The sequence below is a fragment of the Pseudomonas sp. R4-15 genome, assembly GCF_055768815.1.
Map to the genome: position 1 here is coordinate 291,246 of NZ_CM147293.1, position 13,409 is coordinate 304,654.

The following is a 13,409-nucleotide window of genomic DNA, read 5'->3' on the forward strand; positions in this document are numbered from 1 at the left end:
CCTGAGCCACAGACGGCGAGCCCGCCACTCGCACCGGAACGCCAGGCGCCCTAGAATGGCCGGATGCGTACCGATCCCGAACTTCTCATCGCCTCCCTCAACGACGCCCAGTGCCAAGCGGTCACCGCCCCGCTGGGTCGTCAACTGGTGCTCGCCGGTGCCGGCTCCGGCAAGACCCGTGTGCTGGTGCACCGCATCGCCTGGCTGATCCAGACCGAAGGCGCCTCCGCGCACTCGATCCTCTCGGTCACCTTCACCAACAAGGCCGCCGCCGAGATGCGCTCGCGCATCGAGCAACTGCTGGGCATCAACCCGGCGGGCATGTGGGTGGGTACCTTCCACGGCCTCGCCCATCGCCTGTTGCGCGCCCACTGGCAGGAGGCCGACCTGCCCCAGGACTTCCAGATCCTCGACTCCGACGACCAGCAACGCCTGGTCAAGCGGGTGATCCGCGAGATGGGCCTGGACGAGCAGCGCTGGCCGGCGCGCCAGGCGCAGTGGTTCATCAACGGGCAGAAGGACGAAGGCCTGCGCCCGCAGCACATCCAGGCCAGCGGCGACCTGTTCCTCGCCACCATGCGCGGCATCTACGAGAACTACGAGATCGCCTGCAAGCGCGCCGGGGTGATCGACTTTTCCGAACTGCTGCTACGCGCCCTGGACCTCTGGCGCGACAACAAGGGCGGCATCCTCGACCACTACCGGCGGCGCTTCCGGCACATCCTGGTGGACGAGTTCCAGGACACCAACGCCGTGCAGTACGCCTGGCTCAAGCTGCTCGCCACCGGCGGCGACAGCCTGATGGTGGTGGGCGACGACGACCAGTCGATCTACGGCTGGCGCGGCGCCAAGATCGAGAACATCCGCCAGTTCTGCGACGACTTCGACGATGCCGTGACCATCCGCCTGGAGCAGAACTACCGCTCCACCGCGAGCATCCTCAAGGCCGCCAACGCGGTGATCGCCAACAACCAGGGGCGCCTGGGCAAGGAGCTCTGGACCAGCGGCGACGACGGCGAGCCGCTGGCGCTGTACGCCGCCTACAACGAGCACGACGAGGCCCGCTACGTGGTCGAGGGCATCGAGCGCGCCGTACGCGACGGCATGGCGCGTAGCGAAGTCGCCATCCTCTATCGCTCCAACGCCCAGTCACGGGTGCTGGAAGAGGCGCTGCTGCGGGAGAAGATTCCCTACCGCATCTACGGCGGCCAACGCTTCTTCGAGCGCGCCGAGATCAAGAACGCCATGGCCTATTTGCGCCTGCTGCAGAGCCGCCACAACGACGCGGCGCTGGAGCGGGTGATCAACCTGCCGCCGCGCGGTATCGGCGAGAAGACCGTGGAGAACCTGCGCGAATTCGCGCGCGTTCACGGGCTGTCGATGTGGGCCGCGCTGCACCAGGCGGTCGGCACCAAGGCCGTCGCCGGGCGCGCCGCCAGCGCCCTCAACGCCTTCGTCGAGCTGATCGACGGCCTCGCCCTGAGCACCGAAGACAAACCGCTGCACGCGATGGCCCAGCAGGTCATCGAGGGCTCCGGCTTGCTCGCCTTTCACCGCGACGAGAAAGGCGACAAGGGCCAGGCACGGGTGGAGAACCTCGAGGAACTGGTTTCCGCCGCGCGCTCTTTCGACAGCTACGAAGGCGACGAGGAAGACGAGGCGCAGACGCCGTTGGCCGCCTTCCTCGACCACGCCTCGCTGGAGGCCGGCGAGCAGCAGGCCGGCGAGCACGAGGACAGCGTGCAACTGATGACCCTGCACAGCGCCAAGGGCCTGGAGTTCCCGCTGGTGTTCCTGGTCGGCATGGAAGAAGGCCTGTTCCCGCACAAGATGAGCCTGGAGGAACCCGGCCGCCTGGAAGAAGAACGGCGCCTGGCCTACGTCGGCATCACCCGCGCCATGCAGCGGCTGGTGGTGACCTACGCCGAGACCCGCCGGCTCTACGGCAGCGAGACCTACAACCGGGTCTCGCGCTTCGTCCGTGAAATCCCGCCGGACCTGGTGCAGGAAGTACGCCTCTCCGGCAGCGTCAGCCGTCCCTTCGGCCAGCAGCCCTACCAGGCCGGCATGCCCTCCTTCGCCGGTGCCGAAGTCCCCGAAACCGGCCTCGCGCTCGGCCAGCGGGTACAGCACCCGCTGTTCGGCGAGGGGGTGATCCTCAACTTCGAGGGTTCCGCCAATCAGGCGCGGGTGCAGGTCAATTTCGACGCCGAAGGCAGCAAATGGCTGATGCTCGCCTACGCCAAGCTGCAACCCCTCTGACACGCGCCCCGGCCCTGCCGGGGCAACAGCCCGAAACATACTGCGACTGGCCGCCACAGGTTCGACTGGGCAACATGGCGCGCGTGTATCCACTTTCCAAAAACGGGACACCCCTAATGCAACGATTCATGAGCCTTGCCCTGGCCTTCTGCCTGGCCCTCACCGTGAGCCTGGATGCCAACGCCAAGCGCTTTGGCGGCGGCAAGTCGTTCGGCTCCGCCCCCATGCACCAGACCCGCCAGGCGCAGTCACCGACCAGCGCCAACACGACCCAGGCCGCGCGTCCGCAAGCCGCCGGCGGCGCCGGTCGCTTCCTCGGCCCGCTGGCCGGCCTCGCCGCCGGCGGCCTGCTCGCCGCGATGTTCATGGGCGGCGCGTTCGAAGGCCTGCAGATGTTCGACATCCTGATCTTCGCGCTCATCGCCTTCCTGCTGTTCCGCTTTCTCGCGGCGCGTCGTCGCCAGCAAGCTCCGCAGCACGCCCCGGCCGGTGCGCCCTTCCAGCGCGAAATGCCGCAGCAGCCGCAGAACGATCGCAACATCTTCGGCGGCCCGCTGGGCGCCAGCGCGGCCAACGCCGCCCCGGTGATCAACGCCCCGGCCTGGTTCAACGAGGAACGCTTCCTGGAAGCCGCGCGCGGTCACTTCATGGCCCTGCAGCAGCACTGGGACGCCAACGAGATGGACAAGATCGCCGAGTTCGTCACCCCGCAGATGCTCGACTTCCTGCGCCGTGAACGCGCCGAGCAGGGCGAGGGTTTCCAGTCGACCTACATCGACGAACTGCAGGTGCAGCTCGACGGCGTGGAAGACCGTGCCGACGTGACCGTCGCGACCCTGACCTTCGCCGGCGTGGCCAAGACCAGTCGTTTCGACCAGGGCGAGGCGTTCAGCGAAAGCTGGCGTATGGAGCGCGCCCAGGGCGAAAACCAGCCATGGCTGGTGGCCGGCATCCGCCAGAACTAAGCGCTTCCCGGTAACGGGCTCCAACGGCCGCCGCCAGCCTCGCTGACGGCGGCCGTTGCGTTTAGCGCAGCGCCGCGGCGATGGCCTGGCCCAGTGCCCGGGTATCGCCCTGGCCGCCCAAGTCGCGGGTCAAGGGTGCCTGCTCGGGCCCCTGCGCCAGCACCTGTTCGATGGCGGCCAGTACCGCCGCGCCAGCCTCCGGATGGCCCAGATGCTCGAGCATCATCGCGCCACACCAGATCTGCCCGATGGGGTTGGCGATACCCTTGCCGGCGATGTCCGGCGCCGAGCCGTGTACCGGTTCGAACAGGCTGGGGAAGGTGCGCTCGGGGTTGATGTTGGCCGACGGCGCGATGCCGATGGTGCCGGTGCAGGCCGGGCCGAGGTCGGAGAGGATGTCGCCGAACAGGTTGCTCGCCACCACCACGTCGAACCAGTCCGGGTGCAGGACGAAGTTGGCGGTGAGGATGTCGATGTGGAACTTGTCCACCTTCACCTCGGGGAAGGCCTTGCCCATCTCGGCGACGCGGCCATCCCAGTAGGGCATGGTGATGGCGATGCCGTTGGACTTGGTGGCCGAGGTCAGGTGCTTCTTCGGCCGGCTCTGCGCCAGTTCGTAGGCGAACTTGAGGATGCGGTCGACGCCCACGCGGGTCATCACGGTTTCCTGGATCACCACTTCGCGCTCGGTGCCGGGAAACATCGTGCCGCCGACGCTGGAGTACTCGCCCTCGGTGTTCTCGCGGACCACGTAGAAGTCGATGTCGCCGGGCTTGCGGTTGGCCAGCGGCGCCTTCACTCCGGGCATCAGCCGGCACGGGCGCAGGTTGACGTACTGGTCGAACTCGCGGCGGAACTGCAGCAGCGAGTCCCACAGGGAGATGTGGTCGGGCACCACGTCCGGCCAGCCGACCGCGCCGAAGTAGAGGGCGTCGTAGGTCTTCAGGGTGGCGAACCAGTCGTCCGGCATCATCTTGCCGTGCTTCACGTAGTAGTCGGCGCTGGCGAAGTCGAACCAGTCCCACTGCAGCTCGATGCCGAACTTCTGCGCCGCCACGTCCATGACCCGAACGCCCTCGGACATCACTTCCTTGCCGATGCCGTCGCCGGGGATCACGGCGATTCTGTAACGCGGTGCACTGCTCATGGGGCAACTCCGTTGGCTTGTGGATAAGGTTGTCTCCAGTGTATTCAGTCATCCCAGGCGAACAATTCGACTCGCGGGAAAAGCATTCTTGAAAACCAGTAAAGAATCCATCACCTCCACCGACGACCTGCAGTTCTTCCAGCGGGTCGCCACCCTCGGCAGCCTGACCGCCGTGGCACGCGAGCTGGGCCTGTCGCTGCCGGCGGTGAGCAAGCGTCTGAGCCAGCTCGAGGCGCGCCTGGGTGTGCAACTGATTCGCCGCACCACCCGGCGCCTGGACCTGACCCCGGAAGGCCAGCTCTACCTGGAGGGCGCGCGGCCGATCCTCAGCCAGCTGGAGGCGCTGGAAAGCGCGGTAAGCAGCCGCCAGCCGGTGCTGCGCGGGCACCTGAGGATCAATGCCTCGCTGGGTTTCGGCCGCAGCCACATCGCCCCGCTGCTATCCGCCTTCGCCCATGAACACCCGCAGTTGGAACTGTCCCTGCAACTGAGCAGCAGCCCGGTGAACCTGCTCGACGATGCACTGGACATCGACATCCGCGTCGGCGAGCCACCGGACTCGCGACTGATCGCCCAGCATCTGCTGGCCAACCCGCGGGTGCTCTGCGCCGCGCCGAGCTACCTGCAGCGTTGCGGCGCGCCGCAGACGGTGGCGGAGCTGGCGCAGCACAACTGCATCGTGCTGCGCCAGTACGAGAGTGACTATGCGCTGTGGCGCTTCACCCGGCAGGGCCGCGAGTACACCCAGAAGGTTTCCGGCAATCTCTCCAGCAATGACGGCGAGGTTGCCATGCGCCTGGCGCTGGACGGCCACGGGCTGCTGCTGCGCTCGCTCTGGGACGTGCGTGAACACCTTGCCAGCGGCGCCATGGTAGCCCTGCTGCCGGACTACCAAGCGCCCTCGGCGGACATCCACGCGGTATACCAGCAGCGCCGTCACGTCCCGCCGCGGATCGGCGCCTTCATCGCCTACCTGAGCCGCGAGCTGCCGCCACGGCTTGCCGCAGCGCCCCGAATTTAGTGCTGGGCGAAGGGCCAAAACGGTAGGTTATGCCCCGCCGCCAGGGCAAAACGGAACATCCGCCGAGAGGACGGCGCGGATACTTCTGCCACGGGCCTTCACGCCTCGAACCCGCCATTGATCCAGGAGTCCTCGCGCCATGCCTCTGCATCCCTTCAAAGCGATGTCGTTCGACGTCGTCGGTACGCTGATCGATTTCGAAGCCGGTATCCTCAACCACGTGCGCGCCGTCAGCGGCGAAGCCGGCAAAGCACACAGCGATGACGACATCCTCAAGGCCTACCGCTACGCCCGTGCACAGAAGGATTCGGGCTGGTTCCCGGATGACCTGGAACGCTGCTACCACCTGATGGCCAAGGAACTCGGCCTGCCAGACTCGGAAGAAAACGCCAAGGGCCTGGCCCTCTCGGTGAAAGACTGGCCGGCCTTCCCGGACTCGGTCGAAGCGCTCAAGCGCCTGCGCCGCCACTACAAGCTGGTGGCCATGACCAACGCCCAGCGCTGGGCCCTGGAACACATGGCCAAGACCCTCGACTGCCCCTTCGACTACGAATTCACCATCGACGATTCGCGCTACGAGAAGCCCGATCCGCAGTACTTCGCCTTCGTCCGCGGCGCCTTGTCCCGTGATGGAATCCTCTTCGAGGACATCATCCATACCGCGCAGAGCCAGTACCACGATATCGGTGTGTCGATGAAGCTGGGCTACACCACCTGCTGGATCGAGCGGCGCTTCGACAAGAAAGGCACCGGCGGCACCCTGGAGTCGGAACGCACCGAGCCGACCTACCACTTCACCTCGCTGGCCCAGTTGGCGGATGCGGCGGACGCCGAACGCGGCTGACCCGACGCCGCGGCGCCCGCGGGCGTCGCGGCCTCCTGCTGTCTGGCTCTGCTTCCCGGATGACTCCGATGACTGCCAATTCCCTGTGGGCCGCCACTGCCGTGGCGGCACCTTCGCTGACTCCGCTGGAGAACGACGTCGAGTGTGACGTTGCGATCATCGGTGGCGGCTTTACCGGCCTCGCCGCGGCCCACAAAATCGTCGCCGCCGGCGAGCGCCCGGTGGTGCTCGAGGCCAACGACCTGGCCTACGGTGCCAGTGGTCGCAACGGCGGGGTGATCTCGCCGAAGTTCCGCGTCAGTTTCAGCGCGATGACCGCCAAGCACGGGCGCGAAAAGGCGCTGCACATGTATCGCCTGGGGCATGCCGCGGTCGACGCGCTGGTGGACAACATCCGTCGGCTCGGTCTGCAGGAAGCCCAGTTGCAGATGGGCGGACACATCGCCGCCGCGCACACCGAAAACGCCCTGCAGGGATTGCGCGACACCGCCGAGTGGGTTCGCCGGGAAACCGGCGGCAATGCCTCACAGATCATTTCGCGGGAGCAGGTCGCCGCGTGCGTCGGTTCCAGCCTCTACCTCGGTGGACTGCTGACGTCCCATGCCGGCGGCCTACACCCGCTGAACTACGCCCGCGGCCTGGCCCGCACGCTGCAGGAGCGCGGCGTGCCGGTACACCCGCACAGCGCCGCGCTGAGCGTGACACCCGAGGCCGGCCGCCTGCGCGTGCGCACGGCCCGCGGCAGCCTGTTGGCGCGCCGGGTGATCTACGCCAGCAACGGCTATTCCGACCAGACGCGCCTGACCGACAGCCTGCACCGCCGGCTGATCCCGTTCCGCAGCGCGATCATCGCCACCGAGCCGCTGCCACCGGAGGTGCTCGCCGGCGTAATGCCCGGCGGCCAGGTCTGCGGCGACACCAAGCGCATGCTGCGCTGGTTCCGCGTGGTCGGCGACCGGCTGATCTTCGGCGGCCGCGGCGCCTTCGGCAAACACGACTCGGAGTCGTCCTTCGCCGATCTGCAACGCAGCATGGGCGTGGTCTTCCCCAGCCTGCGCGAGCAGCCCATCGCTTATCGCTGGTCCGGCCTGGTGGCGATGACCCTGGACTACCTGCCCCACGCCGGCCAGTTGTCCGACGGCCAGTTCTACGCCATCGGCTACAACGGCGGCGGCGTGGCCATGTCCACCTACCTCGGCCAGCAGGTGGCGCGCATGAGCCTGGGGCAGTCGGCGGACGTCGGCCTGATGGTCGCCCAGGGCTTTTCGCCGATTCCGCTGCACCCCTTCCGCGCCCCCGGCGTACGCCTGGCGGCCGGCTGGCAGCAGTTCCTCGATCTGCTCGGCCGCTGAGCGCGGCCGTTATCCCGTTTTCAGCAAGGCCTGCGCATGTCCGATATTCTGCATTTCCGCCATCCCGAAGATAGCCGCCAGTTGCCGGAGGCATTGCCTCTCACCCTGCCCGGCGATCCTTTCGCCGAAAGCCGTCGCTGGCACTTTCACAGTACCGCTCAGGATTGCGCCGCCGGCGCCGCCCAGGCGCCGGCCAGCGACCTGTCGCTGCACGACTATCCCTGGGTCGAGTTGAGCCTGATCGAATCCGGCGAGTTGTTCATCGAAAGTGAGGGCTACCAGTTGCGCCTCGGCCCCGGCGACATCCTCGTGGTCCCCCGTGGGGCGAACCTGCGCTGGCGCCATGCGGCGCCGCTGCAGCGCATCTGCGTGGCCTTTCCCGGCCGTGCCAGCGAAGGTCCCATGCCGGCCCGCGCCGTGAAGATCGACCCCGCCGCCGAACTGGCCCCCAGCGCCGCGCCATCCGCCGAGGTACTGCTCAGCCCGACGCCCAGCGCATGCAACTGTACCCAGTTCGCCAGCGGCGGTTGCCTGCGCATCGGCATCTGGGCCTGCACGCCGTATCGCCGTCGGCAGATCGAGCCGAACTACAGCGAGTTCATGTTCTTCTACGAAGGTGGCGTGGACTTCGACGCCGCCGACGGCCAGCGTTACGCCGTGCGTACCGGCGAGGCGATCTTCATTCCGGCTGGCGCCGACAACGCCTGGGACAACCCGCAGGCGGTGAAGAAGCTGTTCTGCATCCTCTCGGGCTGAGCGCGGCTCAGTAACCGCGGCGCAGATCCACGCGATTGAGCAGTGGCTCGCCGGCGCGCTCGCGGCGGATGTTCTCCGCCACGGCGCGGGCGCCGCCGTCCACCTGCACGGTGCTGGCGATATGCGGGGTGACGAGGATGCGCGGGTGCTGCCAGAAGGCATGCGTCGGCGCTGGCGGCTCCTCGGCGAACACGTCGATCACCGCACTACCGAGCTGGCCGCGCTCCAGGGCGGCCAGCAGGTCCGCCTCGCACAGGTGCGCGCCGCGTCCGGTGTTGACCAGCCCGGCGCCGCGCGGCAGGGCGTCGAACAGCGCCGTATCGAGCAGGCCGCGGGTCTCTTCGGTGAGCGGCAGCAGGTTCACCAGGATGTCGCAACCGGCGAGGAATTCGCCCAATTGCCCGCGCCCGGCGAAGCACTGCACCCCTGGCAGGTCACGCGCCGAACGGTTCCAGCCACGCAGGGCGAAGCCCAGCGGCGCCAGCGCGGCGAGCGCCGCCGTGCCCAGTCGTCCCAGCCCCATCACGCCGACCCGGCGTCGCGCGGCGGCGATGATCGGGCGCGGCGACCAGCGCATCGCCGCCTGGTCCGCGCGGTAGTCGAGCAGGTCGCGGTGCAACGCCAGCACCGCCATCAGCACGTACTCGTTCATGCTCGCGACGATGGAGTCATCGACCATGCGAATCAGCTGGGTCTGTGGCCCCAGGCGCGCCGGGTCGAACTGGTCGACCCCGGCTCCGGCGGAAAACAGCAGGCGCAGGTTGGGGAACTGGGTGTAGTCCTCAGGGGCTTCCCAGGCCAACAGGTAGTGGATCTGCGTCGGATCGCCGACGTCCGGCCAGGCGCGAAACTCCAGGTCCGGCAGCCAGTGGGCGAGCGCCTGACGCCAGGCGTCGGCGCGCTCGGGAGCGGACTTGTAGAGCAAGGCCATGGGATGACTCCGTGGATCGTGAATGATCTTCATGATCGCGGCTGAGCAAAGAATTTTCTGTCGTTAGCCGCGAGAGAAAAGCATGAAGCACTGCGTCGGGGGCCGTAAAAGAGCATCTCCGCCGGGCAGGGCCATGGTCAGATGAGCCCATTGCCGCGTGATGCGTCACGCACCGCAGCGGGCACGCCCCCAGGGCCTGTTTGCGTTTCGTTCGCGAGCCGCGCTGTCGCCAGAAATGGCCCGCGCTCCCCCCAGACTTTTACCGGCGCCGCGCCGCCAGGAGCAATCACATGCAGGGCTTCCAAGAAGGCTTCGAGTCGGTCACGGTGGACCACGTCTGCAAGCAGTATGGCAACCTCAAGGCGTTGGACGACGTGAGCCTGAAGGTCGAGGCCGGCGAGTTCATGTCCCTGCTCGGCCCGTCCGGCTCCGGCAAGACCACCCTGCTGAGCATCCTCGGCGGCTTCAACCGGGTCAGTTCCGGGCGCATCCTGTTCGGCGAGCGCGACGTGACGCTGATGCCACCGCACAAGCGCGACATCGGCGTGGTGTTCCAGAACTACGCGCTGTTCCCGCACATGAGCGTGCTGGAGAACGTCGCCTTCCCGCTCAAGGCACGCGGCGAGAAGGCCGCCAGCGCCCGCGAGCGCTCGCTCAAGGCGCTCGCCACGGTGGAGCTCAAGGGCTACGAAGAGCGCAACATCGCCGCCCTCTCCGGCGGCCAGCGGCAGCGCGTGGCGCTGGCCCGGGCGATCGTCTTCGAGCCCAAGCTGATCCTCATGGACGAACCGCTCTCGGCGCTCGACAAGCAATTGCGCGACATCATGCAGATCGAACTGCGCGCGCTGCACAAGCGCCTCGGCGCGACCATGGTCTACGTCACCCATGACCAGCGCGAGGCGCTGACCATGAGCGACCGCATCGCGGTGATGCGCGGCGGTCGGTTGGTCCAGGTGGACACGCCACGACGCCTGCACGATCACCCGCTGAACGACTTCGTCGCCAGCTTCATCGGCGAAAGTACCCTGGTGCCGCTGCAACGGGGCCACGGCGATGCACTGAGCCTGGCGGACATGCCGCTGCGCACCAGCCGCCCGGTGCCAGCCAGTGGCGACCTGCTGCTGGCGCTGCAGGCGGAGAAGCTGCTGCTCGACGACGCGCAGGCCGGCCCGGAGTGGAACCGCCTGCGCGGCACCGTCGCCGACATCGTCTTCCAGGGCGAGAGTCTCAAGGTCTTCGTCGACCTGGGCAACGGCCAGACCATCAGCTTCCGCCAGCCCAGCCACCACCAGAACAACCTGCAACTGCCGGGCATCGGCGCGCCGCTGGCGATGCGCCTGCACCCCGAGGACACCATCGTGGTGCCCCGCTCGGCCTGATCCCGGCGCCCGGCGGCGGCAGTGAAAAATGCCGCGCGCAGCGGGCAGAACAACCGATCCCGATAGTGCAGCCGGCAACTTCGGCGTTAGCCACCCGGCCCACTGCTTACCCTCTGCGTACCCCTCGCCGTTTTCGGCGACCCTGATGGAGAGCGAAATGAATTCTGCAGGCACCCGCAACGACACCCTTCTGGCGCTGCGCGAACAGCACGTTCCACGCGGCATCCTCACCGCCCACCCGGTGGTCGCGGCACGCGCCGAAGGCACCGAGTTGTGGGACGTGGACGGCAAGCGCTACCTGGACTTCGTCGGCGGCATCGGTGTGCTGAACACCGGACACAACCATCCGAAAGTGGTCGAGGCGGTGCGTCGCCAGGTCGGCGAGATTTCCCACGCCAGCTTCCAGGTGCTCGCCTACGAGAGCTACCTCGACGTCTGCGCGCGCCTCAACCGTCTGATCGGCGGCGACGAGCACTACAAGAGCGTGCTGTTCACCTCCGGGGCCGAAGCGGTGGAGAACGCGATCAAGATCGCCCGGGCCTACACCAACCGTTCCGGGGTGATCTCCTTCCGCGGCGGCTTCCACGGCCGCACCCTGCTGGGCGTGACCCTCACCGGCTTCGCCGCGCCCTACAAGCAGAACTTCGGCCCGTTCCCCGCGGACATCTTCCACACGCCCTACCCCAACGCCTTCCGTGGCATCGACAGCGCCCAGGCGCTGGCAGCGCTGGAGGACGTGCTGGCCACCGATATCGCCCCCGAGCGCGTGGCGGCGATCCTCATCGAACCGGTGCAGGGCGACGGCGGCTTCCTCGCCGCGCCAGTGGAATTCATGCAGGCGCTGCGCACGCTCTGCACCCGCCACGGCATCGTGCTGATCTGCGACGAGATCCAGGCCGGCTTCGGCCGCACCGGCACGCTGTTCGGCTTCCAGCATTCGGGCATCCAGCCGGACCTGGTGACCACCGCCAAGAGCCTGGCCGGCGGCCTGCCGTTGTCCGGCGTGGTCGGTCGCGCCGAAATCATGGACGCGCCGCTGCCCGGCGGCCTGGGCGGCACCTACGGCGGCAACGCGGTGGCCTGCGCCGCGGCGCTGGCGGTGCTCGACCTGTTCGAGCAGGAAGACCTGCTCGGCCGCAGCCGAGCCCTCGGCGAACAACTGCGCAGCGGCCTGCTGGAACTGCAACGCAAGCACCCGCGAATCGGCGAAGTGCGCGGCCTGGGCTTCATGCTGGGGATCGAGATGGTCGCCAGCGATGCCGCGCAGAGCCCCGACGCCACGCTGGCGCAGAAGGTCATCGACGAAGCCCGCGCGGCCGGTCTGCTGGTCATCAAATGCGGCGTGCATCGCAATGTGATCCGCTTCCTGGCACCCCTGACCACCACCGACGCGCAACTGGCCGAAGCCTTGCAAGCACTGGCCACGGCATTGGCCAAGGCTGGCGCCTGATCGCTCGTAACGGCGCCCCGGAGGGGACGCGCACTTTCACGGCGTAGTACGCGTGGCAAGGGAGTCCCATGAAAATCACGCAGTACCGGGCGCTGGGCTTTTCCTGTTACGGCACCCTGATCGACCGCGATGGGGGCGTCCTCGAAGGATTGCGCTCCTTGTTGACGCATATCCCGGCCAACTGGCTGATGGCGCGTTACCAGCACCTCTGCCAGAGCCTGCACGCCGAAGCGCCAGCACTGGATCAGGCGACCCTGCATCAGCAGGTCTACCTGCAATTGGCTCGGGACTTGCAAAAGCCCTCCGAACAAGACGCGGCCCTGGCTTTCGGTAACAGCGCAGGCCACTGGCCGATCTTCGAAGACACACCAGGGGCCTTGCAGTATCTGAGCAAGTTCTACCGGTTGCTACTGATCTCCCCAGCGGACATGGGCGATGCGTCGGCCCTGGCCGCCCGTCTGCCGGTGGCGTTCGACGCCATCGTCGTCAACGACGGTCAGAAAGCACTGCAGGACGCGCTGAACCAAGCACTGGAAGGCCTGGCGCTGGAGCGCGCCGATCTGTTGCCGGTGCGCAGCCCGGCCCAGGACGATCCCTGGCAGGGGGTGGTGGACTTTCCGGTGTGCACGCTGCGTCGACGCCACGGGCAACCCTGGCAGAAGGCGTCGCAGGCCATCGACGTGAAACGTTGCGAATACGCGAGCATGGCCGACCTGGTCCACGCTCACCAGATCGCACTGCGAGCGTAGCGCGATCGACAAGACCCGACACTTTCGTTGAGCGAGGTACCGATTGATGGATGCTGCGATGAAGCTGGACCGGATAGACATCAACATCCTGGTCCAACTGCAAAAGGACGGCAGGATGACCAACGTCAGCCTGGCAGAGGCCGTCGGCCTCTCGCCCAGTCCTTGCCTGCAACGGGTCAAACGCCTGGAAGCGGCCGGCTACATCAGTGGCTATGAGGCGCACGTCGATCTTTCCCGGGTCGCCAACACCGTCACCGTGTTCACCGAGATCACCCTTTCCGACCATAAGCGCGGCGACTTCGTGAAATTCGAATCGTACATCCGCAACGTCGACGAGGTGCTGGAGTGCCACTTGATCAGTGGCGGCTACGACTACCTGGTACGTTTCATCACCAGCAGTATCCAGCACTACCAGGAGCTGATGGAGTCGATCCTCGAAAAGAACATCGGCATCGAGAAGTACTTCAGCTACATCGTCATCAAGTCCCCGGTCATCAAGAACGCCATGCCCCTGCGCAGCCTGATCAAGGCGGGTTGAAGCTTCCGACGTCTG

Annotated in this window: 12 protein-coding genes; 10 read left to right on the forward strand and 2 right to left on the reverse strand. The window is 67.2% G+C overall.

All coding sequences use genetic code 11. The features are described from left to right. The first annotated feature begins 63 nt into the window (after window positions 1-63). Window positions 64-2,262, forward strand: a complete 2,199-nt coding sequence (gene uvrD, locus ACYRGX_RS01490) for a DNA helicase II (RefSeq protein ID WP_473054849.1) — start codon at window positions 64-66, stop codon at window positions 2,260-2,262. A gap of 116 nt (window positions 2,263-2,378) precedes the next feature. Further along, on the forward strand, window positions 2,379-3,227 hold the full coding sequence (locus ACYRGX_RS01495; protein WP_473054850.1) for a Tim44 domain-containing protein: 849 nt from the start codon (window positions 2,379-2,381) through the stop codon (window positions 3,225-3,227). Between the two features lie 61 nt (window positions 3,228-3,288). On the opposite strand, the gene ACYRGX_RS01500 is transcribed toward ACYRGX_RS01495, so the two are convergent. Continuing rightward, window positions 3,289-4,374: a tartrate dehydrogenase gene (locus tag ACYRGX_RS01500; RefSeq protein WP_473054851.1), complete on the reverse strand. Its 1,086-nt coding sequence runs from the start codon at window positions 4,372-4,374 to the stop codon at window positions 3,289-3,291. 88 nt (window positions 4,375-4,462) lie between these two features. Here ACYRGX_RS01500 and ACYRGX_RS01505 point away from each other — a divergent pair, with 88 nt between their 5' ends. The 4 genes from ACYRGX_RS01505 to ACYRGX_RS01520 all read left to right on the forward strand — a co-directional run bounded on the left by ACYRGX_RS01505 (window position 4,463) and on the right by ACYRGX_RS01520 (window position 8,347). Next, a complete protein-coding gene (locus tag ACYRGX_RS01505; RefSeq protein ID WP_473054852.1) occupies window positions 4,463-5,395 on the forward strand; it encodes a LysR family transcriptional regulator in 933 nt (310 codons plus the stop codon). A 139-nt stretch (window positions 5,396-5,534) separates the two neighbouring features. Next, on the forward strand, window positions 5,535-6,239 hold the full coding sequence (locus tag ACYRGX_RS01510; RefSeq protein WP_473054853.1) for an HAD-IA family hydrolase: 705 nt from the start codon (window positions 5,535-5,537) through the stop codon (window positions 6,237-6,239). A 68-nt stretch (window positions 6,240-6,307) separates the two neighbouring features. Next, window positions 6,308-7,591 carry an NAD(P)/FAD-dependent oxidoreductase gene (locus ACYRGX_RS01515; RefSeq protein ID WP_473054854.1) on the forward strand — a complete coding sequence of 428 codons (1,284 nt, stop codon included), beginning with the start codon at window positions 6,308-6,310 and terminating at the stop codon, window positions 7,589-7,591. 36 nt (window positions 7,592-7,627) lie between these two features. After that, window positions 7,628-8,347 (forward strand): cupin domain-containing protein, encoded by a 720-nt coding sequence (locus ACYRGX_RS01520; RefSeq protein ID WP_473054855.1) that lies wholly within the window; start codon window positions 7,628-7,630, stop codon window positions 8,345-8,347. 7 nt (window positions 8,348-8,354) lie between these two features. On the opposite strand, the gene ACYRGX_RS01525 is transcribed toward ACYRGX_RS01520, so the two are convergent. After that, the gene (locus ACYRGX_RS01525; protein ID WP_473054856.1) at window positions 8,355-9,278 is read right to left on the reverse strand and encodes a 2-hydroxyacid dehydrogenase; all 924 of its coding nucleotides are present in this window, start codon (window positions 9,276-9,278) and stop codon (window positions 8,355-8,357) included. A gap of 290 nt (window positions 9,279-9,568) precedes the next feature. Between ACYRGX_RS01525 and ACYRGX_RS01530 the strand changes: the two genes are divergently transcribed. From ACYRGX_RS01530 to ACYRGX_RS01545, 4 genes are all read left to right on the forward strand, one after another. Then, a complete protein-coding gene (locus ACYRGX_RS01530; RefSeq protein WP_473054857.1) occupies window positions 9,569-10,657 on the forward strand; it encodes an ABC transporter ATP-binding protein in 1,089 nt (362 codons plus the stop codon). A 157-nt stretch (window positions 10,658-10,814) separates the two neighbouring features. Beyond that, the gene (gabT, locus tag ACYRGX_RS01535; protein ID WP_473054858.1) at window positions 10,815-12,107 is read left to right on the forward strand and encodes a 4-aminobutyrate--2-oxoglutarate transaminase; all 1,293 of its coding nucleotides are present in this window, start codon (window positions 10,815-10,817) and stop codon (window positions 12,105-12,107) included. Window positions 12,108-12,175: 68 nt separating this feature from the next. Further along, window positions 12,176-12,856, forward strand: a complete 681-nt coding sequence (locus ACYRGX_RS01540; RefSeq protein WP_473054859.1) for an HAD family hydrolase — start codon at window positions 12,176-12,178, stop codon at window positions 12,854-12,856. Window positions 12,857-12,902: 46 nt separating this feature from the next. Then, window positions 12,903-13,394: an Lrp/AsnC family transcriptional regulator gene (locus ACYRGX_RS01545; protein WP_473054860.1), complete on the forward strand. Its 492-nt coding sequence runs from the start codon at window positions 12,903-12,905 to the stop codon at window positions 13,392-13,394. Window positions 13,395-13,409: the final 15 nt, after the last annotated feature.

What these genes read in the sequence shown, in the direction of transcription:
- uvrD (WP_473054849.1), top strand. Translation starts at nt 64, where the DNA reads ATGCGTACCGATCCCGAACTTCTCATCGCCTCCCTCAACGACGCCCAG.
- ACYRGX_RS01495 (WP_473054850.1), top strand. Translation starts at nt 2,379, where the DNA reads ATGCAACGATTCATGAGCCTTGCCCTGGCCTTCTGCCTGGCCCTCACC.
- ACYRGX_RS01500 (WP_473054851.1), bottom strand. Translation starts at nt 4,374, where the DNA reads ATGAGCAGTGCACCGCGTTACAGAATCGCCGTGATCCCCGGCGACGGC.
- ACYRGX_RS01510 (WP_473054853.1), top strand. Translation starts at nt 5,535, where the DNA reads ATGCCTCTGCATCCCTTCAAAGCGATGTCGTTCGACGTCGTCGGTACG.
- ACYRGX_RS01515 (WP_473054854.1), top strand. Translation starts at nt 6,308, where the DNA reads ATGACTGCCAATTCCCTGTGGGCCGCCACTGCCGTGGCGGCACCTTCG.
- ACYRGX_RS01520 (WP_473054855.1), top strand. Translation starts at nt 7,628, where the DNA reads ATGTCCGATATTCTGCATTTCCGCCATCCCGAAGATAGCCGCCAGTTG.
- ACYRGX_RS01525 (WP_473054856.1), bottom strand. Translation starts at nt 9,278, where the DNA reads ATGGCCTTGCTCTACAAGTCCGCTCCCGAGCGCGCCGACGCCTGGCGT.
- ACYRGX_RS01530 (WP_473054857.1), top strand. Translation starts at nt 9,569, where the DNA reads ATGCAGGGCTTCCAAGAAGGCTTCGAGTCGGTCACGGTGGACCACGTC.
- gabT (WP_473054858.1), top strand. Translation starts at nt 10,815, where the DNA reads ATGAATTCTGCAGGCACCCGCAACGACACCCTTCTGGCGCTGCGCGAA.
- ACYRGX_RS01540 (WP_473054859.1), top strand. Translation starts at nt 12,176, where the DNA reads ATGAAAATCACGCAGTACCGGGCGCTGGGCTTTTCCTGTTACGGCACC.
- ACYRGX_RS01545 (WP_473054860.1), top strand. Translation starts at nt 12,903, where the DNA reads ATGGATGCTGCGATGAAGCTGGACCGGATAGACATCAACATCCTGGTC.